General features: G+C 66.0%; 21 protein-coding genes. 17 read left to right on the plus strand and 4 right to left on the minus strand.

Going from position 1 to position 23,046, the window contains the following annotated elements; genetic code table 11:
* Positions 1-39 precede the first annotated feature (39 nt).
* From nrdR to BLS91_RS05855, 6 genes are all read left to right on the plus strand, one after another.
* On the plus strand, positions 40-558 hold the full coding sequence (gene nrdR, locus BLS91_RS05830) for a transcriptional regulator NrdR (RefSeq protein ID WP_092339776.1): 519 nt from the start codon (positions 40-42) through the stop codon (positions 556-558).
* 13 nt (positions 559-571) lie between these two features.
* Positions 572-1,612 (plus strand): quinone-dependent dihydroorotate dehydrogenase, encoded by a 1,041-nt coding sequence (locus tag BLS91_RS05835; RefSeq protein WP_092339777.1) that lies wholly within the window; start codon positions 572-574, stop codon positions 1,610-1,612.
* Between the two features lie 207 nt (positions 1,613-1,819).
* Positions 1,820-2,905 carry an ABC transporter substrate-binding protein gene (locus BLS91_RS05840; RefSeq protein WP_092339778.1) on the plus strand — a complete coding sequence of 362 codons (1,086 nt, stop codon included), beginning with the start codon at positions 1,820-1,822 and terminating at the stop codon, positions 2,903-2,905.
* Between the two features lie 179 nt (positions 2,906-3,084).
* Complete coding sequence (locus tag BLS91_RS05845; RefSeq protein WP_092339877.1) at positions 3,085-3,897, plus strand: ABC transporter ATP-binding protein; 813 nt, start codon at positions 3,085-3,087, stop codon at positions 3,895-3,897.
* Complete coding sequence (locus BLS91_RS05850) at positions 3,894-4,706, plus strand: ABC transporter permease (RefSeq protein ID WP_233197511.1); 813 nt, start codon at positions 3,894-3,896, stop codon at positions 4,704-4,706. The genes BLS91_RS05845 and BLS91_RS05850 overlap by 4 nt, the downstream gene beginning before the upstream one ends.
* Positions 4,703-5,512, plus strand: a complete 810-nt coding sequence (locus tag BLS91_RS05855) for an ABC transporter permease (RefSeq protein ID WP_092339879.1) — start codon at positions 4,703-4,705, stop codon at positions 5,510-5,512. The genes BLS91_RS05850 and BLS91_RS05855 overlap by 4 nt, the downstream gene beginning before the upstream one ends.
* 20 nt (positions 5,513-5,532) lie before the next feature.
* On the opposite strand, the gene BLS91_RS05860 is transcribed toward BLS91_RS05855, so the two are convergent.
* The gene (locus tag BLS91_RS05860; RefSeq protein WP_369831317.1) at positions 5,533-6,606 is read right to left on the minus strand and encodes an App1 family protein; all 1,074 of its coding nucleotides are present in this window, start codon (positions 6,604-6,606) and stop codon (positions 5,533-5,535) included.
* 97 nt (positions 6,607-6,703) lie between these two features.
* On the opposite strand from BLS91_RS05860, the gene BLS91_RS05865 reads away from it, so the two are divergent.
* The 5 genes from BLS91_RS05865 to BLS91_RS05885 all read left to right on the plus strand — a co-directional run bounded on the left by BLS91_RS05865 (position 6,704) and on the right by BLS91_RS05885 (position 10,817).
* Positions 6,704-7,381 (plus strand): TetR/AcrR family transcriptional regulator, encoded by a 678-nt coding sequence (locus BLS91_RS05865; protein WP_092339780.1) that lies wholly within the window; start codon positions 6,704-6,706, stop codon positions 7,379-7,381.
* Between the two features lie 185 nt (positions 7,382-7,566).
* On the plus strand, positions 7,567-8,472 hold the full coding sequence (locus tag BLS91_RS05870; RefSeq protein WP_092339781.1) for an ABC transporter ATP-binding protein: 906 nt from the start codon (positions 7,567-7,569) through the stop codon (positions 8,470-8,472).
* Positions 8,469-9,158, plus strand: a complete 690-nt coding sequence (locus BLS91_RS05875; protein WP_092339782.1) for an ABC transporter permease — start codon at positions 8,469-8,471, stop codon at positions 9,156-9,158. Before BLS91_RS05870 ends, BLS91_RS05875 begins: the two co-directional genes overlap by 4 nt.
* Entirely contained in the window at positions 9,155-9,910 is a 756-nt protein-coding gene (locus BLS91_RS05880) for an ABC transporter permease (RefSeq protein WP_092339783.1), read from the plus strand. The genes BLS91_RS05875 and BLS91_RS05880 overlap by 4 nt, the downstream gene beginning before the upstream one ends.
* Entirely contained in the window at positions 9,894-10,817 is a 924-nt protein-coding gene (locus BLS91_RS05885) for an ABC transporter substrate-binding protein (RefSeq protein ID WP_092339784.1), read from the plus strand. The genes BLS91_RS05880 and BLS91_RS05885 overlap by 17 nt, the downstream gene beginning before the upstream one ends.
* A gap of 11 nt (positions 10,818-10,828) precedes the next feature.
* Here the strand turns inward: BLS91_RS05885 and BLS91_RS05890 are convergent, their stop codons facing one another.
* Complete coding sequence (locus BLS91_RS05890; protein WP_092339785.1) at positions 10,829-11,818, minus strand: M56 family metallopeptidase; 990 nt, start codon at positions 11,816-11,818, stop codon at positions 10,829-10,831.
* A gap of 44 nt (positions 11,819-11,862) precedes the next feature.
* Positions 11,863-12,249 carry a BlaI/MecI/CopY family transcriptional regulator gene (locus tag BLS91_RS05895; protein ID WP_092339786.1) on the minus strand — a complete coding sequence of 129 codons (387 nt, stop codon included), beginning with the start codon at positions 12,247-12,249 and terminating at the stop codon, positions 11,863-11,865.
* 105 nt (positions 12,250-12,354) lie between these two features.
* Between BLS91_RS05895 and BLS91_RS05900 the strand changes: the two genes are divergently transcribed.
* Genes BLS91_RS05900 through cydC form a run of 4 tightly spaced genes read left to right on the plus strand, consistent with a single transcriptional unit; the run spans position 12,355 to position 18,171 of the window.
* Complete coding sequence (locus BLS91_RS05900; RefSeq protein WP_092339787.1) at positions 12,355-13,767, plus strand: cytochrome ubiquinol oxidase subunit I; 1,413 nt, start codon at positions 12,355-12,357, stop codon at positions 13,765-13,767.
* 12 nt (positions 13,768-13,779) lie between these two features.
* On the plus strand, positions 13,780-14,784 hold the full coding sequence (gene cydB / locus BLS91_RS05905; RefSeq protein ID WP_092339788.1) for a cytochrome d ubiquinol oxidase subunit II: 1,005 nt from the start codon (positions 13,780-13,782) through the stop codon (positions 14,782-14,784).
* Positions 14,785-14,804: 20 nt separating this feature from the next.
* Entirely contained in the window at positions 14,805-16,481 is a 1,677-nt protein-coding gene (cydD, locus tag BLS91_RS05910) for a thiol reductant ABC exporter subunit CydD (protein ID WP_092339789.1), read from the plus strand.
* A complete protein-coding gene (cydC, locus tag BLS91_RS05915) occupies positions 16,474-18,171 on the plus strand; it encodes a thiol reductant ABC exporter subunit CydC (protein ID WP_092339790.1) in 1,698 nt (565 codons plus the stop codon). Before cydD ends, cydC begins: the two co-directional genes overlap by 8 nt.
* Positions 18,172-18,175: 4 nt before the next feature.
* Here cydC and BLS91_RS05920 read toward each other — a convergent pair whose 3' ends face one another.
* Positions 18,176-18,811, minus strand: a complete 636-nt coding sequence (locus BLS91_RS05920) for a DedA family protein (RefSeq protein WP_092339791.1) — start codon at positions 18,809-18,811, stop codon at positions 18,176-18,178.
* A gap of 87 nt (positions 18,812-18,898) precedes the next feature.
* On the opposite strand from BLS91_RS05920, the gene BLS91_RS05925 reads away from it, so the two are divergent.
* Positions 18,899-20,335, plus strand: a complete 1,437-nt coding sequence (locus BLS91_RS05925) for an anthranilate synthase component I family protein (RefSeq protein WP_092339792.1) — start codon at positions 18,899-18,901, stop codon at positions 20,333-20,335.
* 97 nt (positions 20,336-20,432) lie between these two features.
* Positions 20,433-23,018 (plus strand): leucine--tRNA ligase, encoded by a 2,586-nt coding sequence (gene leuS, locus BLS91_RS05930; RefSeq protein WP_369827367.1) that lies wholly within the window; start codon positions 20,433-20,435, stop codon positions 23,016-23,018.
* Positions 23,019-23,046: the final 28 nt, after the last annotated feature.

Below are 23,046 nucleotides of genomic sequence, written 5' to 3' on the forward strand. Positions count from 1 at the left end.
GCGAACCTCAGGGGCGCAGGCCGCTAGGCTGGAGGCACAATGTTCTGCCCGTTCTGTCGCCACCCCGATTCCCGAGTCGTCGACTCGCGCACGAGCGACGACGGGCTCTCGATTCGCCGTCGGCGGCAGTGCCCGGAGTGCGGCCGTCGCTTCAGCACCACCGAGACCGCGAGCCTGAACATCATCAAGCGCAGCGGCGTGGTCGAGCCGTTCAGCCGCGAGAAGATCGTCTCCGGCGTGCGTAAGGCGTGCCAGGGCCGACCGGTCACCGACTCCGACCTCGCCATGCTCGCCCAGAAGGTCGAAGAAACCATTCGCCAGACCGGCGCCTCCCAGGTCGACGCCAACGACATCGGCCTCGCAATCCTGCCGCCCCTGCGTGACCTCGACGAGGTCGCCTACCTGCGATTCGCGAGCGTCTACCAGGGCTTCGACTCCCTCGACGACTTCGAAGCGGCCATCACCCAGCTGCGCACCGAGCATACGGCCCGCTCGAACAGCCTCAAGACAGCGGATGCCGTGGACGCGTCCGCCGCCACCAGTTCCTCGAAAGCGTAAGGCCCAGGGCTCGATGTATCCGCTGTTCTTCAAGTACGTGCTCACCCGACTGGATCCCGAGCGTGCCCACCACCTCGCCTTCACCGTCATCCGGCTGCTGCCGACGCTCGGCATCGGTCGCTTGGTGCACCGTTTCACCCGCCCGCGCACCGACCTCGGGGTCGACACCCTCGGCCTGCACTTCACTTCTCCTTTCGGCGTCGCGGCCGGTTTCGACAAGGACGGCGAGGCCGTGCTCGGCCTCGGCCAGCTCGGCTTCGGCCACGTCGAGGTCGGTACGCTCACCGCCGTCGCCCAGCCGGGCAACCCCACACCGCGCCTGTTTCGGCTCGTGGCCGATCGTGCCGTCATCAACCGCATGGGCTTCAACAACCACGGCGCCGCTGCGGCCGTCGCCCGGCTGAGGCGAATTCGCGCTGCGCCGCATCGCCCGGTGCTCGGCATCAACATCGGCAAGAGCCGCGTCACGGCCGTCGAGAGCGCCACGGCCGACTACCTGCAGAGCGCCCGGACCCTCGCCGCCCTCGCCGACTATCTCGTGGTCAACGTGAGCTCACCCAACACCCCGGGCCTGCGCGGACTGCAGGAGCTCGACCAGCTCGCGCCGCTGCTCACCGCGGTCAAGGGTGCCGCCGGTGCCACGCCGCTGCTCGTGAAGATCGCGCCCGACCTGAGTGATGAGGAGGTCGCCCGCATCGCGACCCTCGCCGTCGACCTCGGCCTCGACGGCATCATCGCCACAAATACCACGATCTCCCGCACCGGACTGAAAACGGATGCCGCCACCGTCATCGCCGCCGGAGACGGCGGACTGTCCGGCGCCCCGCTGCACGCGAGGTCACTGGCCATTCTCCTGCAGATCCGCGCCGTCGTCCCGGCCGATTTCTGCGTCATCTCGGTCGGCGGAGTGGACACAGCGGCCCAGGTCGCCGAGCGCCTCGCGGCCGGAGCAACCCTCGTGCAGGGCTACACGGCGTTCCTCTACCGCGGTCCGCTCTGGGCGCGCCAGATCAACCGCGGACTCGACCGCATCCTGGCCGGAACCGGCCGCTAGCAGAGCCCGCAGAATTGGTCTAGTGGAGGCTATCCTCCTTTTTCCGACATCCGTTCGAAACAAAGTTGAACTCGAACTGATATATGACACGCCTAGACTGCCATTTCCGGGCGTTCTCCACTCGCAACAATTCCCGTCAGCCCGCGTTTCAGTACCACAGCTGCTGTAATCCCACAGAGCCCTTGCACCCTCGAGAGGAACCCCGCAATGACCCCATCCAGAGGCTCTTTCTATCGTCGAACGGCAACCCGGGTCGTGCGCGGTGTCGCGGTCGCGGCCGTGCTGGCCCTCTCGCTTGCTGCCTGTGCGGGCAGTGACGACGCGAAAGTGGGAGCCGATGGTGCCGCGGCATCGTTCGGTGACGCGAGCATTCAGTTCAGCTGGATCAAGAACGCCGAATTCATGGGCGAGTACCTCGCCGACAAGAACGGCTACTTCACCGAGGCCGGACTCGACAATGTCGACATGATCGAGGGCCCCGCCTCGATCGAAGCCGCCGTCATCTCGGGCAATGCCGACATGGGCATCGGCAATGCGATCTCCACCGGCACCATCATCGCCAACGAGGGCGCGCCGCTGAAGATCATCGGCGCCACCTACCAGAAGAACCCCTTCACCATCCTGTCGCTCGCCGACAAGGGCAACATTGCCACCCTTGACGACCTTAAGGGCAAGACGATCGGCGTGCAGGCGAGCAACCTGAGCCTGTGGGAAGCCTTCCTCAAGGTCAACGATATCGATGAGAAGTCCCTGACCACCCTCCCGGTGCAGTACGACCCGACCCCGCTGTTCAACGGCGAGGTCGATGGCTGGTTCTCCTACCTCACCAACGAATCCATCGACGCCGAGCTCAAGGGCCTGGGCCCGGTCAACCTGCCGCTGGCCGACTTCGGCCTGCCGTTCGTCGCCGAGACCCTCACGGTCACCGACGATGCCATCACGAACGACCGCGAGAAGCTCAAGGCCCTGCTCGTCGCCGAGATTCGCGGCTGGACCGACGCCATCAACGACCCGGATGCCGCCGCGAAGCTCACCGTCGACACCTACGGCCCGACCTTCGAGCTGACCATCGAGAAGGAGACCCGTCAGGCCGAGATCCAATCCGCCGACCTCGTCGTGAGCGCGGACACCGTGGCCAACGGCCTGTTCTCGATCAGTAAGGAACTGCAGCAGCAGAGCATCGATACCCTCGCCGCGACGGGCCTCACCATCACCGCGAGCCAGCTGTTTGACATGACCCTGCTCGACGAGGTCTACGCCGAGAACCCGGACCTGCTGGCCTACAGCAAGTAGCAGTGGCGCCCGGCCGGCCGGGCATCCGCCAGAACGCATCGAGCGTTTCAGCGGATGCCCGGGTGGAACCTAAAATAGGCACCTGCCCGAAATACCACGCAGACCCGCCAGCCGTGCAGATCTGCCAGCGCCAAGGAGCGAACCACGTGAGTAGTACTGATGCCGGAATTCTGGACTCGGTGACGGAGCGCGGTGCCGGGGGCGAAGCGTCGGGCACCGGCCTGCACATCTCCCAGCTGCACAAGGTCTTCGCGGTCGGGCGCAGAGATGTCGTCGCCCTCGACAACGCCAACCTGCACACCGACAAGGGCAGTTTTCTCTCCCTGCTCGGTCCCTCGGGCTGTGGAAAATCGACCATCCTGCGTATTCTGGCCGGCCTGGAACAGCCCACGAGCGGCACCACCAGGGTCGACGGCAAGAGCCCCCAGCAACTTCGGCAGGGACACCAGCTTGGCATCGCCTTCCAGGATTCAGCGCTGCTGCCCTGGCGCAGCGTGCGCTCGAATATCCGCCTCCCGTTCGAGGTCGCCCGCGTTCCCGTCGACGAGGCCTACATCGACGAACTGATCGCCCTCGTCGGCCTCACGGGCTTCGAGAAAGCCAAGCCGGCGCAGCTTTCCGGCGGCATGAAGCAGCGCGTGTCGATCGCTCGGTCGCTCGTGCTCAAGCCCTCTGTGCTGCTGCTCGATGAGCCGTTCGGGGCCCTCGACGATATGACCCGGCAGCGACTCAACCTCGAGCTGCTGCGCATCTGGACCCAGAAGCCGGCCACGACCCTCATGGTCACCCACGGCATCGCCGAAGCCATCTTTCTCTCCGACCACGTCGCGGTCATGAGCGCCAGGCCCGGCCGCGTCAAGGAAGTCATCGACGTCGACCTTCCGCGGCCCCGATTGCCCGAGATGATGCGTTCGCCCGAGTTCCACGCGCTGCACGACCGCGCCTCCGACCTGCTGTTTAGTGATGCCGCCGCGCCGGGCGCCGACCAGTGATCCGAGGTTCGCTGCGCGCCCTGCCCGCCTGGGCGACCGGCCTGATCGGCGGCGCGATCGTCATCGCCCTGTGGTGGCTGGGCGCGGTCACGGTTTTCGCCGAGGTTGGTTCCATGCCCGGAGGCGCGGTGCCCACCCCGTTGGACGTGGTCGTGCAGCTCGTCAGCGACGGCCCGGCGTTCTACCTGTCCCACGTCAGTGTCACCGTGCTCGAAGCGCTGATCGGCTTTGCCTGGGGCAACGGACTAGCCCTGGCCCTCGCCGCCCTCGTGCTGCTGCTGCCGCGCATCGAGAAGATCGCGATGCAGATCGCCGTGATCACCTATTGCATTCCCATCGTCGCCATTGGCCCGATCGCCTACATCGTGATCGGGGCACCGAGCGCGGGCGATCCGGCCGGTACAGCCGTCTTTCTCGCCGCGATGTCGGTGTTCTTTACGACCGTCATCGGCTCACTGGTCGGTCTCAAGGCAGCGGATGCCGCCAGCCTCGACCTCATCACCGTCTACGGCGGCAGCAAGTTCACCCAGCTTCGCAAGGTGCGCCTGATCGCCGGACTGCCGAGCGTGCTGACCGCGCTGCAGATCGCCGCACCGGCGGCGTTCATCGGAGCCATCCTGGGCGAGTACCTCGGCGGTGTCAGCCGCGGGCTGGGAATCGCCATGCTCGTGGCCGGTTCAACGGCCAACGTCGACCGGGTCTGGAGCCTCGCGCTCGTCGCCGGGGTCACGGCGGGTCTCGGCTACGCGATCTTTGCCGTCATCCTGCGTTTCGCCACCCCGTGGACGACCGGGCGGAGCAGCCGATGAGTTTTGCACGCGTGGCGCTCCTGACGGTGGCGCGCGGCCTGCTGACCGGGCTTATCACCCTCGTTCTCGTACTCGTCGCGTGGCAGGGCCTGCTCCTGCTGCTGGACGTGTCGCCGTTTTTGGCCAAGGGACCCCTCGACGTCTGGAAGTGGCTCGCCACCGTTCCCGAAGCCGCCGACAATCGGGCCATGGTCCTCGGCAACCTCGTCGTGACCCTGAGTGACGCATTTCTCGGATTCGTCGCCGGACTCACCTGTGCCCTGCTGCTGGCCGTGATCTTCACCCTGTCCCGGGGCATCGAGCACGCCCTCATGCCGATCGCCCTGCTGCTGCGCTCGGTGCCACTCGTGGCACTCGTGCCCATCATCAGCCTCATCACGGGGCGCGGACTCACCACCGCCGTGGTCATGGGCGCCATCGTGGTGCTGTTCCCGGCACTCGTGAACATCGCCTTCGGGCTGCGCTCCTCGTCACCCCAGATCAGCGACGTGATCACCGTCTACGGTGGCAGCGCCTTCACGACGCTGCGCAAGGTGGCCCTGCCGAGCTCCCTGCCCTCGTTCTTCGCCGCGGTGAAGATCTCGGTGCCCGGCGCCATCACCGGAGCGTTGCTGGCCGAGTGGCTCACGACCGGCCAGGGCCTCGGCAACTCGATTGTCGCCGCCGTCGCCAAGGTGCAGAACTCGGAGGTGTGGGCATCCGTCGTGGTGATCACCATCGTGTCCCTCACGCTCTACGGCCTGGCGCAGGTCGTGGAAAACCTGGTGCTGCGCCGCATGAGCATGGATCAGAGCATCACGAGCTGACCGGGCGCCCATCAGCCGGGCTAGAGCAGGCCGTGCGCGACGAGCTGGTTGGCGAGGCTGGAGCCGTCCGGCCCGTAGACCCACGGGGCCTCGGGGCTGCCGTCGATCAGCACGGCGTCGCGCGAGCGCCCGCCGGCCAGCACCGCCTCGCTCGGGGACAGCTGACGGATGGCCACGGCCGCGACGCTGCCCGGATAGTCGCGTTGAAAGTCGCTGTAAATGGCTTCGTCGTGCTGGCCGTCGTCGCCGATCAGAATCCAGCGCATGTCGGGAAACTGTTCGGCGAGGCGGCGCAGGTTGTCCCGCTTATGTGCGCTGCCGCTGCGGAACCAGCGGTCGTGCGTCGGTCCCCAGTCGGTCAGCAGCAGTGCCCCGGCCGGATACAGGTTGCGGGAGAGAAAACGCGACAGGGTCGGTGCTACGTTCCAGGCACCGGTGGAGAGATAGATGACCGGGGCGCCGGGCGTGAACGACGCCAGGCGTTCCAGGAACACGGCCATCCCCGGGGTCGGAACCCGGGCATGCTCGTCGAGCACGAACGTGTTCCAGGCGGCCAGCAACGGGCGGGGAAGCGTGGTGACCATCACCGTGTCGTCGACATCGGAGACGACGCCGTAGCCGACTGTGGGGGCCACGATGAAGAGTGGCGCTTCGGCCACGGCGGAGAACTCGGTGTGTAGCCGGGCCACGTGCCAGCCGGCAGGCAGGGATACCGGTACGACGGTGTCGACGACGCCGCCGCGATCCGCCTGCACCCGATGCGTCTGGCCGTCGATCTCAATCGTGACGGTGACGTCGTTGACCGGCACGCTCGTGAAGCTGCGCCAGCCTCGAATACCGGCGTCGCGGCCATCCGCTCGGGGGCGCTTGGTACGCTTCGCCGGCTTTTCCGGCTTGGCCAGAAGTACCCGGCAGAGGATGCGAACCCAGGCGGTCGAGCCGTAGCCGGTGTAGGGGATGACGGTGGGCTGGTAGCCGCGGCGACGAGCGGAATGCTCCCGACGGTCGTGCAGCCAGTCTTCGATACGGGCCGCACGGTGCATGATTCGCTCGGGACTTGGCGCACTCGGCGTGGCGTCTAGGGACTCTGGCACCCTCTCATTCTGCCATATTTGCTGTGCATCCCCCGATCAACCCTGTGGAAAAGGGGTTTTACCCCGTAGTATGGTGACTTATCTTCAAGGGGGATAAATGTCACTTGGTGGCCTATTGGGTGAAGAGACCGGTGCAGCACTTCAGCAAGTGCGCACCGAGCCGATTCAGCAGCGCAGCGCTGCACGTCTGTCCGGTTTGCTCGATGCGGCCGCCGCCGTTGTGGACGAGGTCGGTTTCGACCGCATCACGACCGCGATGATCGCGGAACGCGCCGGTGCATCCATCGGAACGGTGTATCGCTACTACCCGGATCGGGTTGCTGTACTGCACGCCCTGCACGAGCGTGCCGTGGTGCGCTTTCGGCAGCGCGTGGTCGATGAGCTCGGCGCTAGCACCCTCACCTCCTGGTGGGACGCGGTGGACTGCGTCGTGACGGCTTTTGTCGGCCTGTACCGCTCCGAACCAGGCTTTCGTATCGTGAACTTCGACGACCGCGACGCCGCTCCCGCCGCCGACGCGGTAGCGGATGCCGACTTCTTCGCCCGCCGCCTGGCTGACGTGCTCGTCAACGAGTTCGATCTGCCGGCCGGCGAGGCCCTGATTTTTCGACTCGAAGTCGCCGTCGAGATGGCCGACGCGCTGCTCGCCCGCGCCTTCCACACCGATCCGCTCGGTGACGAGCGTTTCATCGCCGAGTGCCGCCTGGTTCTGCGCGACTACCTCGATCGTTTCTACGGCCCGCAAGCACTGAACCTGCTGGCAACCGCGTCCTAACGGGCGTCACACGCCGGGCGACCCACTGGGTCGCCCGGCTTTTTTGGGTTTGTGGGCCTCGCGTGTTCGCTGTTGGATAAATCTTTTGTGAGCCAGCGTTTTGCCTGTCGCTTCGAATAGTGATTGGCTTAGCATCTGGTTTGTGTTGACCCGACCTGAACTGATGCGAGGAGCGAGCCACCAGGATGATTGAATTCCACTCGGTGACGAAACGGTTCCCCGACGGCACCCTTGCCGTCGATGATTTCAGCCTCGTTCTGCCCTCGCACAAGACCACCGTGCTCGTCGGAACGTCCGGGTCGGGAAAAACAACCCTGCTGCGCATGATCAACCGCATGGTTGATCCGACCAGCGGGTCGATCGAGATCGACGGGGCCGATATCGGTACCCTCGAGCCGGTCAAGCTGCGGCGCGGCATCGGCTACGTTATGCAGAACTCAGGGCTGCTTCCCCACCGCAGGGTCATCGACAACGTCGCCACGGTGCCGATGCTGCGCGGAATGGCCAAGAAGAAGGCCCGTGACGAAGCGCTCGCGCTGCTCGACACGGTGGGACTGGACCGTTTACTCGCCAACCGGTATCCCAGCCAGCTCTCCGGTGGCCAGCAGCAACGCGTCGGCGTGGCGCGCGGCCTCGCCGTCAACCCCAATATTCTGCTCATGGACGAGCCATTCGGTGCGGTGGACCCGATCGTGCGCGCCGAACTGCAGCAGGAACTGCTGCGATTGCAACGGGAATTGGGCAAGACCGTGGTCTTCGTCACCCACGATATTGACGAAGCCTTTCTGCTCGGCGATCAGGTGGTCATTCTGCGCACCGGCGGCAAGGTAGCCCAGGTCGGCTCACCCGCGGAGATCCTGGCGAACCCCATTGACGAGTTCGTGGCAACGTTTGTCGGCGCCGATCGCGGCAAGCGATCCCTGCACCTCGAGAACCACGGCGATGGCGACATCGTGGTTGACGAGACCGGTCGTCTGGCCGGCGTTCTCGTAGGCTCCGGCCCTTCAGCGTCGCCGTCAACTGTCAGCTCAGAGTCAAAGGCCGGCCCTCGCGGACCGGGTGCTTCGGCGCAGGGTGGGGATTCGCGGTGACCTGGATCTGGTCGAATCTGGACCTCATTTGGGATCGCACGTTCGATCACCTCATCCTCAGCGTGCCCTCGATCATTCTCAGTTTCCTCATCGCCCTCCCGTTCGGTTGGCTGGCTCACCGGTATCGGGCGAGCCGGGCGGTGATCCTCACCACGGTCGGAGTGCTCTACGCAATTCCGTCGCTGCCGCTGTTCATCGTGCTGCCCTTTATCGTGGGTACCAGCATCCGCTCGCCGTTGAACCTCATCATCGCGCTGACCCTCTACGGGGTGGCTCTGATGGTGCGGGTGGTAGCGGATGGTCTCGGTTCCGTCGACCGCGACGTGCAGCAGTCCGCGACCGCCGTCGGCTTTTCCGGCTGGACGTCTTTTTGGCAGGTTGAGCTGCCGCTGGCCGGCCCCGTGCTGCTGGCCGGGCTGCGCGTCGTAGCGGTCAGCACGGTGAGCCTGGCCACGGTCGGCGCCGTGATCGGCGCCCAGAGCCTCGGCAGCCTGTTCACCGACGGGTTTCAACGGGGAATCCAGGCGGAGATCATCGCGGGTATCCTTGCCACCGTGCTGCTGGCCCTGGCCCTCGACGCCGTGCTCGTTCTGATCGGGCGACTGCTGATGCCGTGGACCAGGCGCAGCGCGATCGGCGTCGTCGCTCGACCCGGTGCTGTCGCGCGACAGGAGGTCACCACGTGAGCTTTCTGACCGAAACCCTGGCCTGGCTGGTCGATCCCGCAAACTGGGTCGGCGCCGGCGGGATTCCTACCCGCCTCGCCCAGCACCTGCTGTTCACGCTCGTGACCCTGCTCGTCGCCGCGCTGATTGCCGTACCGACCGGCTTTTTGATCGGCCATACCGGTCGCGGCCGCGGACTGGCCGTGGCACTGTCGGGCGCATTCAGAGCCATTCCTACCCTGGGCCTGCTCACCCTGGTGGCCCTCTGGGTGGGCATCGGCCTGAACGCCCCGTACGTGGCCTTGACCGTGCTTGCCATCCCGCCCATTCTTGCTGGTGCATATACCGGTTTCGAGGCAATTGATCGCAAGATCATCGATGCCGCACGGGCCGTGGGCATGTCCGAGGCCCAGATCGTGCTGAAGGTCGAGCTGCCGCTCGGGCTGCCCCTGCTCATCGGAGGGCTTCGCTCGGCAACCCTGCAGGTGGTGGCCACGGCTACTCTGGCCGCCTACATCGCTAATTTCGGCCTCGGTCGGTACCTCTTTGAGGGACTGCGAATTCGCGACTACGGCGAGATGCTCGGCGGTTCGATCCTGGTGATCTTGTTGGCGATCGTGCTGGAGGGCGTGTTCGCCCTCGTGCAAAAATTGGTTGTTCCCCGCGGCGTCACAGCGGGACTCCCCATAGATATCCGTGACGGGTCATCCCGATCCCGCCCGGTGATGGAATCCACCATCGAGGAAGGAAACAGTCATGTTCACAGCGAATAGAGGCCGGCTCACGCTCATCGGCGTGGTCGCGGTTGGGGCCGTCGTAGCCCTTGCAGGGTGTGCGTCGGGGGACCCCCTGGCGGAACCATCGAGTAGCGCCGGCGGCTCCACCATCGTGGTCGGCTCGCAGGCGTACTACTCCAACGAGATCATCGCCGAGATCTACTCCCAGGCGCTCGAGGCCGGCGGTTTCACCGTTGACCGACAGTTCCAGATCGGCCAGCGCGAGGTCTACCTGCCCGATATCGAGGCCGGCAAGATCGACGTGTTCCCCGAGTACACCGGCAGCTTGCTGCAGGCCCTCGACAAGGCCGCCGTCGGCGGCACCAGCGACGCGACCTACGCTGAGCTCCAGACCGCCTTGCCCGACGACCTGCGGGTTCTCGACCAGGCCGATGCCTCAGACCAGAACTCCTGGACGGTCACCGCCGACTTCGCGAGCAAGTACGACCTCACCGATATCGCTTCCCTGACCAACGTCACCGAACCGATCACCGTCGGCGGCAACTCGGAGCTCGAGACCCGGCCGTACGGGCCGACTGCACTGAAGGACAAGTACGGCATCAGCATCGCGGGGTTCGTACCGGTCGAGGACAGCGGCGGACCGCTGACCGTCAAGGCCCTGGTCGACGGTGATATCCAGCTCGCCAACATTTACACGGCCGACCCGAACATCAAGACCAACAACCTGGTCGCCCTCTCCGACCCCGACGGACTGTTCTTCCCGGACAACGTCGTGCCGGTCGTCTCCCAGAAGATCGACGACAGTGCGGCAGCGATCCTCAACAAGGTCAGTGCCGCGCTGACGGCAGACACCCTCGTTGACCTGAACGCCCAGAGCAAGAACGACCAGCTCTCGGCGGACAAGATCGCGACGGCCTGGCTGACCAAGGCAAAGCTGATCTAGTTGCGGCAGTTCTAGGCACCGAACAGGATGAGCGCCGGCCCGACCAGGAGCACCGCCGACACGGTGAGTGCTCCGGCCGTGGCCGTGTAGTGCAGCGGCACGGTTGGATTAACCAGCCGCGCCACTCGCGGCAGGATCTGGTGCGCCGGGTGCTCGGGTTCTACCGCGAGTTCCAGGTTACGGTCTGAAGCGGATGCGGCGGCTTGCGCCGCAGCATCCGCTTCTTTGTCTGGTGGGGGAGTAGCGCCGGCCAGGGTGAAACCGACGAGAGCGATCGCACGGGCCAGGGTCTGGTCGTCAACGATGCGGCGGGCATGATCGTCGGCGAGCATCTCGACCAGCAGGGCGACGGCGTTTTCGGCGCGGTTGGCGATGGGGAACCACGGCAGCGCGCTGTGCCAGCTTTTGAAAGCGAGCAAGACCAGGTGGTGCTGCTGTACGAGGTGCGCCTGCTCGTGCGCGATCACGGCACGCACCTGGTCGGCGTCGAGCAGCCGGAGCAGGCCATTGGAGAGTACCGTCGCCGAGTGCCCGGCCCCGGGCAGGCAGTAGGCGACTGGCGCCGGATGGTCGATGACCCGCATGCCAGGCTGACCGTGCAGGGGATCGCTGAGCAGGGCAATGAGGGTGTGGTGATGTCGGCGCTGCCGCTCGGCGCGGACGAACGTCGCGAGCAGGTTGAGCAGGAGGTGGCCACCGAGCAGAATGGCCGCGCCGATGGCGAGCATGTGGGTGAAGCTCGTTCCATCGGGAAGCGTGCCGGCCGTGAGGTTGCCGCCGAGTGCGACCAGACTCTGGGCAAGGGTGGTGCCGAATGGGGTCAGGCCGTAGAGCAGCAGTGACCCGATCATGGACATGCCGCCGGACAACGCGATGGCCTGCCAGAGCACCAGTGCCACGCCGGGGGAGCGCGCGGGCCAGCGCGACCGCCCCAGCAGGAGCGGAACGGGCCCGGCCAGCAGCACGGCGATGGTACCCAGGAGCAGGGCGGCGATGGTCACGCGCGTGGTCGGGTGGTCAGGGACGCAGCGTCAGGCACGCAGTGTCAGGCATTGTCGGACGGCGCAACGCCGAGGAGGTGCCGCAGGGTCTCAGCTTCCTGCGGCGAAACGGAGCCGATGAACCGGGCCAGGGCTGCCTGGCGATCGGGCACCTGCCCGAGCACCTCGTGCATGAGGCCAGCGGTGTGTTCGGCGCGGGTCATCACGGCGGAATAGGCGTGCGGACGCACGCTGCGATCGCGCGTGACGAATGCCTTCGTTTCCAGCCGGGACAACACCGTCAAAACGGTCGTCGTCGCCAGCGGCTTGCCCGGCGTGGCTGAAACTGCGGGCCGCAGCAGAGCATCCTTGAGTTCGTTCGCTGTCAACGGTGCCGTGGAGTCCCACAGGATATCCATCATTAACCGTTCGAGCACACCCAAATTTCCCATGTGGTTAATATTACGTCGCGAAACTGTGATTTCTACACAGTGTAGAAGAGTAATCTTCTACGTAGCGTAGAAAAACGGACGCTGCACAATAATGCTGGAGGGCATATGAACGAGTGGTTGGATCCTTTACTCCTATCACGGTGGCAATTCGGTCTCACGACCGTGTATCACTTTCTTTTCGTCCCGCTCACGATCGGTCTGGCCCTCACGGTCGCGATCTTTCAAACGGCCTGGGTGCGTACCGACAAGGCTAAATATCTGCAGCTGACGCATTTCTTCGGCAAGATCTTTCTGATCAACTTCGCCATGGGCGTCGTGACTGGCATCGTGCAGGAATTTCAGTTCGGTATGAACTGGTCGGACTACTCGCGTTTCGTCGGTGACGTCTTTGGCGCTCCGCTCGCCTTCGAGGGGATTGTCGCCTTCTTCCTCGAAGCTACGTTCGTCGGCCTCTGGATCTTCGGCTGGGACAAACTACCCAAGAAGATTCACCTCGCCACGATCTGGCTCACCGCGATCGGTTCGATCGCGTCGGCCTACTTCATCCTCGCCGCGAATGCCTTCATGCAGAACCCGATCGCCTACACGATCAACGAGGAAAAGGGGCGTGCCGAACTCACCAGCATCTGGGAACTGCTCACCAACCCCATTGCCCTCGCCGCCTTCCCGCACACGATTTTCGCCTGCTTCATGGTCTCGGCCGGACTCATCATCTCGGTAGCCGCCTGGCACCTGTACCGCAACCAACACCTCGACACCATGCGTCCGGCGCTCAAGTTCGGCCTCTGGATGATGGTCATCGCCGGCGTGCTCACGACACTCGCCGGAGACCAGCTGGGCCTGGCCATGGTTGAGGCCCAGCCGATGAAGATGGCCGCTGCCGAAGCGCTGTACCACACGGCGACCGGTGCCAACGCGAGCTTCTCCATCTTCACCCTTGGTACGCCGGACGGCGTGCACGAGTTGTTCTCCGTGCGCGTTCCCTACCTGCTCTCCTTTCTATCGACCCACACCTTTGACGGCACGGTCGAGGGCATCAACAACCTGCAGTCGCAGTACGTCACCCTGTACGGCCCCGGCGACTACACCCCGACCATCTGGATAACCTACTGGGCGTTCCGCTGGATGATCGGCCTCGGTCTCGCGCACATGCTCGTTGCCGTCGTCGGCCTGTGGCTGACCCGCAAGGGGCGCAGCCCGAAGCGCACCTGGGTATGGAAGGTCGCGATCTGGAGCTTCCCTTTCTCCCTGCTCGCGATGAGCGTCGGCTGGGTGTTCACCGAAATGGGTCGCCAACCCTGGCTCGTGTTCGGAATGCTCAAAACCGAAGACGGCGTCTCGCCCGGCGTCAGCGGCGTGGAGATTCTGATCTCGCTGATCGCCTTCACCCTGCTCTACGGAATTCTCGCGGTAGTCGAGTTCCGACTCATCCTCAAGGCCGTTCAGAAAGGCCCGGACGATGCACCGGTACCCGACGCCGAATCCGGCGCAGTCACGCACGCTGCCACGGTCTACTAACAGGAATACACAATGGATCTCACAATTCTCTGGTTCTGGATCATCGCTGCGTTGTTCATCGGGTACTTCGTGCTCGATGGCTTCGACTTCGGGGTCGGAATGTCCCTGCCATTTCTCGGCAAGGACGACACCGATCGCCGCGTTCTCATCAACACCATCGGCCCGGTCTGGGACCTCAACGAAACCTGGGTCATCGTCGCCGGCGCCTCACTCTTCGCAGCGTTCCCCGAGTGGTACGCGACCATGTTCAGCGGCTTCTACTTGGCTCTGCTGCTCATTCTCGTTGCACTGATTCTGCGCGGTGTGTCGTTTGAATACCGCCACCAGCGCCCCGAATCCACCTGGAAGAAATGGTTCGACGGCATGATCATCGTCGGTTCGGCCGTTCCGGCGCTGCTCTGGGGTGTCGCCTTCGCCAACGTCGTGCGGGGCGTCAAACTCGACGCCAACCACGACTACATCGGCACCTTCTTCGACCTGCTAAACCCGTACGCCCTGCTCGGCGGCGTCACCACGCTGCTGCTGTTCTTCGTGCACGGGGTCGTCTTCGTCTCGCTCAAGACCGAGGGCGACATTCGGGTTCGGGCGCGAAAGCTCGCCACCAAGGCCGGAATCGTGACGATAGTGGTCGCGGCCAGCTTCCTGGTTTGGACAACCTTCGCATATGGCACCGTGGCATCCGCTATCTTCGCCGCTCTGGCCGCTGTGGCGCTGATCGCCTCCTTCCTGGCCAACCTGCGCGGTGCCGAACGGCTCGCGTTCGGCCTGATGGCCGCCACGATCGGTCTCGCCGTGCTCACCCTGTTCGCCTCGCTGTTTCCCGACGTCATGCCGGCCAGCAACGACGCGGCGAACAGCCTGACCATCACGAACGCCTCCTCATCGACCTACACGCTCGGTGTGATGAGCTGGACCGCACTGATCGGGATGCCCGTCATCCTGCTCTACCAGGGCTGGACCTACTGGGTGTTCCGCAAGCGCATCGGCCGGGCGCAGATTGAGGTCGCCGTACACTAGCGCTGTGGCAGACTGAGCCAGTGCGCCCCCTCGATCCTCGCCTTCTTCGTTACGCCCACGCAGCGCGCCAATTTCTTCTGATCGGCGCGCTGCTGGGCTTCGCGCAAACCCTCGTCGTCATCGCGTTCGCCTGGCTGCTGACCCGGGCGATCACGCTCACGGTCGCGGGGGAGCCCCTGAGCACGATCATGCCGACCCTGGCCGCCCTCGCCGGGGTCGTTGTGCTGCGCTCGGTGCTCATCTGGCTGCTCGAAGTGGCGGCCAACCGCGGTGCCGCCCAGGTCAAGAGCCAACTGCGGGCCCGCGTCATGACCAAGCTTGCCGAACGCGGCCCCGACTGGGTCGCCTCCCAGCAGAGCGCTCGCCTGTCGACCGTCGTCACGACCGGTCTCGACGCCCTCGACAACTACTTCGCCCGCTACCTGCCGCAACTGTTGCTGACCATGATCGCCACACCGATCCTGATCGCGGTCGTCCTCTGGCAAGACCTCGCGAGCGGCCTCACGGTCATCATCGTGATTCCGCTGATTCCCGTCTTCATGATTCTCATCGGCAAGGTCACCCAGTCGGTGCAGCAGGAACAATGGCAGGCGCTGCAGCGCCTCTCCACCGGATTTCTGGACGTGGTCGGGGGCCTCGGCACCCTCAAGATCTACGGTCGGGAACGACGCCAGTTCGACCGGATCCGTTCCATTACCGAGGAATATCGCACCCGCACCATGAAGGTGCTGCGCGTCTCGTTCCTCAGCGGCTTCGTGCTCGAACTCGCCGCGAGCCTCTCGGTCGCCCTCCTCGCCGTGTCGATCGGCCTGCGGCTCATCGACGGTGCCCTGCTGCTCGGCGTCGGTCTGTTCGTTCTGCTCCTCGCCCCGGAGGCGTTTCTGCCGCTGCGCCAGGTGGGCGCACAGTTTCACGCTGCCGCCGACGGGCTCGCGGCCGCCGAAGAGCTGTTCACCATTCTCGACGATGACTCCATCGCGACGGTCGCGACTGTCTCCACAGCGGATGCCGCGGCCGGCGCCGGTCTCGCAGCACCCCACGCTGGTCAACTCGGGCAGGCAGCCGGCGCCCTTCGTCTGGCGGGTGTCACCGTTCGGCGGGGCGACTCCGTGGTGATCCACCAGTTGCACGCGGATTTTGCCCCCGGCCAGCTGAGCGTGCTGCGCGGAGTCAGCGGGGTCGGCAAGTCGACCCTCGTAGCCGCCCTGCTCGGCTTCGTGCCGTACACCGGCGCCCTCACGCTCGGCGGCGTTGCCGTCACGGCCGGCGCGCCGCGCCCCTGGCTGGCCTGGGCCGGCCAGCGACCGGGCCTGTTCCGCGGAACGGTGGCCGAGAATGTGGCGCTGGGGGCGGCATCCGCTGAACCCGGCCTGATCGTGCAGGCCCTCGACTGGGCGGGAGCCGCCGAGGTGTTGCCCAGCAACGTTCTCGGGGTGAACGGCGACGGGCTCTCCGGCGGCCAGGCGCAACGCGTCGGAGCGGCCCGCGCCATCTACCGTGCGCTGGCGACCGAGTGCCACGTGCTGATTCTCGACGAACCGAGCTCAGCGCTCGACTCCGACGCCGAAGCCGGACTGCTGGCCGGCCTCCGCCACCTCGCCGACCAGGGACGCGTCGTGATCGTCGTCAGTCACCGGCCGGCCGTCGTCGCTGCCGCAGACCACGTGATCGAATTGCAGGAGCTCATCCATGTCTGACGTCACCACGGCTTCCCGCGACGTGCTGCGCCTCGCCCAGCCGCGCCCGCGCTGGTTTGCCCCCGGGCTGCTGGCCGGCATCGGGAGCGCCGTCATGGCCGTGGCGCTGCTCGCCTGCTCAGCCTGGCTGATCACCCGCGCGGCCGAGATGCCCTCGCTGGCGTTTCTCGGCCTGGCCGTCGTGGGCGTGCGCGCATTCGCCATCTTTCGCTCCGTGCTGCGCTACCTGGAACGCCTGACCAGCCACGATGCTGCCTTCCGGCAGCTGGCCGAACTGCGGCTGGGCATCTTTCGCCGCATCGTTCCGGTAGCACCGGCGGGCTTGGCGAGCACCGGTCGCGGCGACCTGCTGACCCGCCTGGTGCGTGACGTCGACGACCTGCAGGACCTCCCACTGCGCGTCCTACAGCCCCTGCTGGTGGCCGGCGTCACCGCGGCGCTCAGCGTGATCGGCATCTGGCTGATCCTTCCGCTGGCCGGCCTCACCCTGCTCGTCTGCCTGCTCCTGGCCGGGGTGCTCGGAACCGTGCTGCCTCGCAGTCTGGCCGCTCGGGCCGACCGCGAGCTCGCCCCGCTCCGCGGTGCCCTCGCCGACGAAGTGCTCGAAATCGCCCTGAACCTCGATGTGCTCACCGCCTTCGACGCCCTCAGCCCGCGCCTGGCGCAGCTCGCACGCACCGATGAGCGCCTGCGGCGCGCCACGCTGCGCCGGTCGGCCGGGGTGGGCGTGCAGTCCGCCGTCGTGGCCCTGTTCGCCGGAGCAGCAACGCTCGGCGCGCTCTACTTCGGGATCCCAGCGCTCGAGCGCGGGGGTGGGCTGCTCAGCCCGGACCTGCTCGTGCCCACCCTCGTCGTCGCCGTGCTCGTGCCGATGGCCGTGTTCGAGGTGTTCGGCATGATTCCCCTCGCGGCCGGGGCCTGGCGTCAGGTCCGGGTCAGCGCGCGTCGCGTCGCCGACGTCGTTCCGCAGGCTGTGCCCGCCGAAATTCCCGTCGACGTGGTGAACCCGCAGGAGCTTTTTTCTCCCGACCAGGCCCTCGGCCCGGTCGTACTGGAACTGACCGATCTAGGCGCGCGCTGGCCCGGCCAGGTCGACGCTGCTGTGGCCGGCGTGAGCCTGCGACTCGCGCCGGGGGACCGCGTGCACCTTGCCGGCCCAAGCGGCGCCGGCAAGACGACTCTCGCCCAGACGCTCGTGCGCTTTCTGAATTACACCGGTTCCTACCGGCTGAACGGGGTCGAGGCGCGCCTGCTGGCCCAGGATGAGGTGCGACGCGTGGTCGGACTGTGCGAGCAGCGACCCTGGTTGTTTGACGACAGCATCCGTCAGAATTTGCTGTTCGCCCGCGACACGGCCACTGACGCCGAACTCGAGGCTGTGCTCGCCCGCGTCGGCCTGGCCGTGTGGGCTGCCCAGCGCGGCGGACTCGAGGCCCGGGTGGGCGAGCGCGGCGCGCTCGTCTCCGGTGGACAGGCCCAGCGCATCGCCCTCGCCCGGGCCCTGCTGGCCGATTTTCCGGTGCTTATCGTCGACGAGCCCACGGCCAACGTCGACAGTGCGGGGGCGGATGCCCTCGTGCGCGACATTCTGACGGCCGCCGCCGACGCGCACCGTGCCGTGCTGCTCATTTCGCACACCCCCGTACCGGACGAGCTCGTAACAGCGCGGGTGACCCTGCCGGGCCGATAAGACGTCAGTCCATGTGGCGCTGTTCGCGTCGGTGCAGCCACTTCTTGATCAGGAACACCGCCAGGACGAACAGCGCGATCACGCCGACGAACAGGTAGCCGGCGAAGTGCAGCCGGCCGCTCAGCTCGCGGTAACCGCCGGCCGCCGCCGACCCCACGCTGACATAGGCGAGGGACCAGATGACGCAGGCCGGCACGGTCCAGGCCATGAAGGTTCGGTAGCGCATGCGGCTCGCGCCGACGGTAACCGGAATCAGTGAGTGCAGCACCGGAAGAAATCGGGAGATGAACACGGCGACACCGCCGCGCCGGTCGAGGTAATTCTCGGCGCGAATCCAGTTAGGTTCGCCGATACGTCGGCCGAGTCTGCTGCCGCGAATGAACGGTCCGAAGTGATGTCCGAGGGCAAAGCCGATGCTTTCCCCGGCCAGGGCGCCGACGATCACGGCCGCTACAAGCGTGATGAACTCGACCGGGCCGTCGACCGCCGTGCTGGCCACAATGACGATCGTGTCGCCGGGAACGACAAGTCCCACCAGCACCGAAGTCTCCAGGAGCATGCCCAAAAAGGCCAGAAGCGTTCGAATGACCGGGTCGACGCCGGAGACGGTGTCGAGGATCCACGTGAGGATGTCATTCATTTCGCCCAGCCTACGTGCTCGGCGCGATTCAACAAGTCGCGCTGGCCGCCTTCGGGTACGGGCACCGCGCAAAGCTAGGCTGTTCTGGTGACCGGCCCCGTGCAGAGCAGACTCCTAAGCAGCTGGACGGACCCCGCGACGGCTTTTGCGGCCCTCTATTCCGACGCTCCCTACGCGTTCTGGCTCGATGCCGGCCCGGGCGCTCGCACCGGTGTCAGCTACCTCGGCGCAGCCTCGCCCCGCTCCCGGTTCGTGATCGCGTCGGTGATCGAGGGAACGGTCACGTCCGTCTTTCCAGCGGATGCTGCGCCGCCGGTCGTCACACACGAGACCGTTTTCGAGTTCCTCCGCCGCGACCTGGCCGATGATGAAACGTCGAGCCTCTCTGGGATCGAGGGGTTCGACCTCGGCTGGGTCGGCTGGCTCGGCTACGAACTCGGCGCGCACACTGTCGGCACGCCCGTGCACGAATCGCGCTACCCGGATGCTGCCCTGCTGGAGGTCGACCGGATGATCCGGTTCGACCACGACTCCCGCACCGTGACGCTTGTGGCGAGCCGGGGCGCGGATGATTCGAGTTCGGCCGATCCCAACTCGGTCGTGACCGAGTGGTTCGACCAGACCGCCGCAGCACTGGCGGCGAGCCCGCGCGGGCCGGCGGCGGCCCGCGCGGCCGTACCCCGGGCATCCGCCGCTTCACCGCACTGGAGGCACGACGAAACCGAGTATGCCGCGCTGATCGAGACCTGTTTGTCGGCCATCCACGATGGCGACGCATACCAGTTGTGCCTGACCAATGAGATTCGGGTGCCGGGCCAGTGGCACCCGATCGAGACCTACGACGTGCTGCGGGCCGGCAGCCCCAGCCACCACGGCGGCGTGCTGCGCTTCGGTGACCTGGCGCTGCTCAGCGCGAGTCCGGAGCAGTTTTTGCACGTGGGCCGGGATCGACGCGTGCGTACCAAGCCGATCAAGGGCACGAGGCCGCGCTCGAAGGAGCCCGACGAGGACGAGCGGCTGAAAGTCGAACTTGCCCAGAGCGACAAGGAACGTGCCGAGAACCTGATGATCGTCGATCTCATGCGCAACGACCTCGGACGCATCGCCGAGCTCGGCACCGTGGCGGTGTCCAGCCTGCTCGCGGTGGAGAGCTACCCACACGTGCACCAGCTGGTCAGCACCATCGAAGCGCTTCTGTCACCGGGCGTCACGGTGGTCGACGCCATCCAAGCGTGCTTTCCGGCCGGGTCCATGACGGGCGCACCGAAGCGGAGCGCGATGACCATTCTGGACTCGCTGGAGACCGGGCCGCGGGGCGTCTACTCCGGGGCGTTCGGCTATGTCGGGCACGGCGGCGTCGCCGACCTGGCCATCGTCATCCGCAGTATCGTGCTCGATTCGTGCTGGGCCAGCATCGGCACGGGCGGCGGAATCACGGCCCTCTCCAACGCCGCCGACGAGATCGAGGAGACCCGAATCAAGGCGGCCGCCCTGCTTGCGAGCCTCGGTGTCGCCTGGCCCTAGTAATCTAGACCTTGTACACGTGCGCTTCGTCGCGCGTGCGCCCGAGCGAATGCTCCCGCATCGATCATGTTCAACCCCTGCAATGAATGAGAGTCACGTGGCACACGAGCACGAAAGCCTACGCATTGACGCGCGCGATGAGAGCAGCGAAGAAGTGTACGACTTCGCGGCGATCCAGGCGAAGTGGCAACCCATCTGGGAAGAGTTGGCCCCGTTCAAGACGAGCGGCGAGGGTGACACCCGTCCGCGCAAATTCGTGCTCGACATGTTCCCGTACCCCTCGGGCGACCTGCACATGGGCCACGCCGAGGTCTACGCGCTCGGAGACGTCGTCGCCCGCTACTGGCGCCACCAGGGCTTCAACGTGCTGCACCCGATCGGCTGGGACTCCTTCGGGCTACCCGCCGAGAACGCCGCCATCAAGCGCGGCATCGACCCGCGCGGCTGGACCTACGACAACATCGCGCAGCAGAAGAAGAGCATGAAGCTCTACGCGACCAGCTTCGACTGGGATCGCGAACTGCACACGAGCGACCCCGAGTACTACAAGTGGACCCAGTGGCTGTTCCTGCAGCTCTACAAGAAGGGCCTGGCCTACCGCAAGGACAGCTGGGTCAACTGGGACCCGATCGACCAGACCGTGCTCGCCAACGAGCAGGTGCTGGCCGACGGCACGAGCGACCGCAGTGGCGCCGTCGTGGTCAAGAAGAAGCTCACCCAGTGGTACTTCAAGATCACCGACTACGCCGACCGCCTGTTGGATGACCTCAACCAGCTCGAGGGCACCTGGCCGGCCAAGGTGCTCAACATGCAGCGCAACTGGATCGGCCGCTCCATCGGAGCGGATGTCGACTTTGCGATCGAGGGCCGCACCGAGCGCGTCACCGTGTTCACGACCAGGCCCGATACGCTGTTCGGCGCGACTTTCATGGTCGTCGCCCCCGATTCGGATCTCGCCGCCGAACTGGTGGCCGACTCCTCACCTGCGGTGCAGGAAGGCTTCCAGGAGTACCTCGTGCAGGTGCAGCGCAGTACCGAGATCGAACGTCAGGCCACCGACCGGCCCAAGACCGGCGTGTTCCTCGGCCGCTACGCGACCAACCCGGTCAACGGCGAACGCCTGCCCATCTGGGCGGCCGACTACGTGCTGGCCGATTACGGCACCGGGGCGATCATGGCCGTGCCGGCGCACGACCAGCGCGACCTCGACTTCGCCCGCGCGTTCGACCTGCCCGTGCGGGTCGTCGTCGACACCAATTCTCCGGCCACCGGCATGATCCCGGTGATCACCCAGGGCATGATCGACGGCACCGAGGAGCTGCCCTCGCTCGACCCGCTCAGCACCGGCATCGCCTTGGCCGGTGAAGGCCGGCTGATCAACTCGGGCCCGCTCAACGGCCTGAGCAAGATCACCGCGATCAAGCGCATCGTCGAGCAGCTCGCCGCCGACGGCTTGGGCCGCGCGGCCAAAAACTATCGTCTGCGCGACTGGCTGGTCTCCCGCCAGCGCTACTGGGGCGCTCCGATCCCGATCATCCATGGCGCCGACGGCACCGAGATCCCGGTGCCCGAAGACCAGCTGCCGGTGCTGCTGCCGCCCGCTGAGGGCCTCGACCTGAAGCCGCGGGGCACCTCACCGCTCGGCGGAGCGACCGACTGGGTCAATGTGCCCAACCCGATCGACGGCACGCCAGCCCGCCGCGATGCCGACACCCTGGACACCTTCGTCGACAGCTCCTGGTACTTCCTCCGGTTCCTGAACCCGCAGGACGACACCAAGGCCTTCGACCCGAAGGAGGCCGAGAAGTGGGCGCCGGTCGACCAGTATGTCGGCGGGGTCGAGCACGCCATTTTGCATCTGCTATACGCGCGCTTCATCACAAAGTTTCTGTTTGATGAGGGCTATGTGAGCTTCACCGAGCCGTTTACCGCGCTGCTCAACCAGGGCATGGTCATTCTCGACGGCGCCAAGATGAGTAAGAGTAAGGGCAACCTGGTCTACTTCACCGAGGAAATCGAACGCCACGGCGTCGACGCCGTTCGCCTGACGATGGCCTTCGCCGGCCCGCCGGAAGACGATATCGACTGGTCCGACGTGTCCCCGGTCGGCTCGGCCAAGTTTCTGGCCCGCGCCTGGCGCGTTGCCCGCGACGTCACCAGTGCCCCCGACGTGGAATGGAAGACGGGCGACCTCACCCTGCGCCGCGTCACCCACCGCTTCCTCTCCGATGCGCCTGGCCTGGTCGAATCGTTCAAGTTCAACGTGGTCGTCGCTCGACTGATGGAACTGGTCAACGCCACCCGCAAGGTCATCGACACCGGCGCCGGGCCGGCGGATGCCGCCGTGCGCGAAGCCGCCGAGGCCACCGCCATGGCGCTGAACCTGTTCGCCCCCTACACAGCTGAGGACATGTGGGCTCACCTCGGCTACGAGCCGTGCATCGCCCTCGTGCCGTGGCGCAAGGCCGAACAGACCCTGCTCGTGCAGGAGTCGGTGACGGCGGTCGTTCAGGTGGACGGCAAGATGCGCACCCTTCTCGAAGTCTCGCCGAAAATCTCCAGCGAAGACCTCGAGAAAATGGCGCGGGACGCGGCCGCGGTCATCCGATCGATCGGTGATCGCGAGATCATCAAGGTGATCGTGCGCGTGCCGAAGCTCGTCTCGTTCGTCACTCGCCCGTAGCGGTCAGCGACATACCGGCCCCGGTCGA

Source organism: Cryobacterium flavum, assembly GCF_900103805.1.
Lineage (GTDB): Bacteria > Actinomycetota > Actinomycetes > Actinomycetales > Microbacteriaceae > Cryobacterium > Cryobacterium flavum.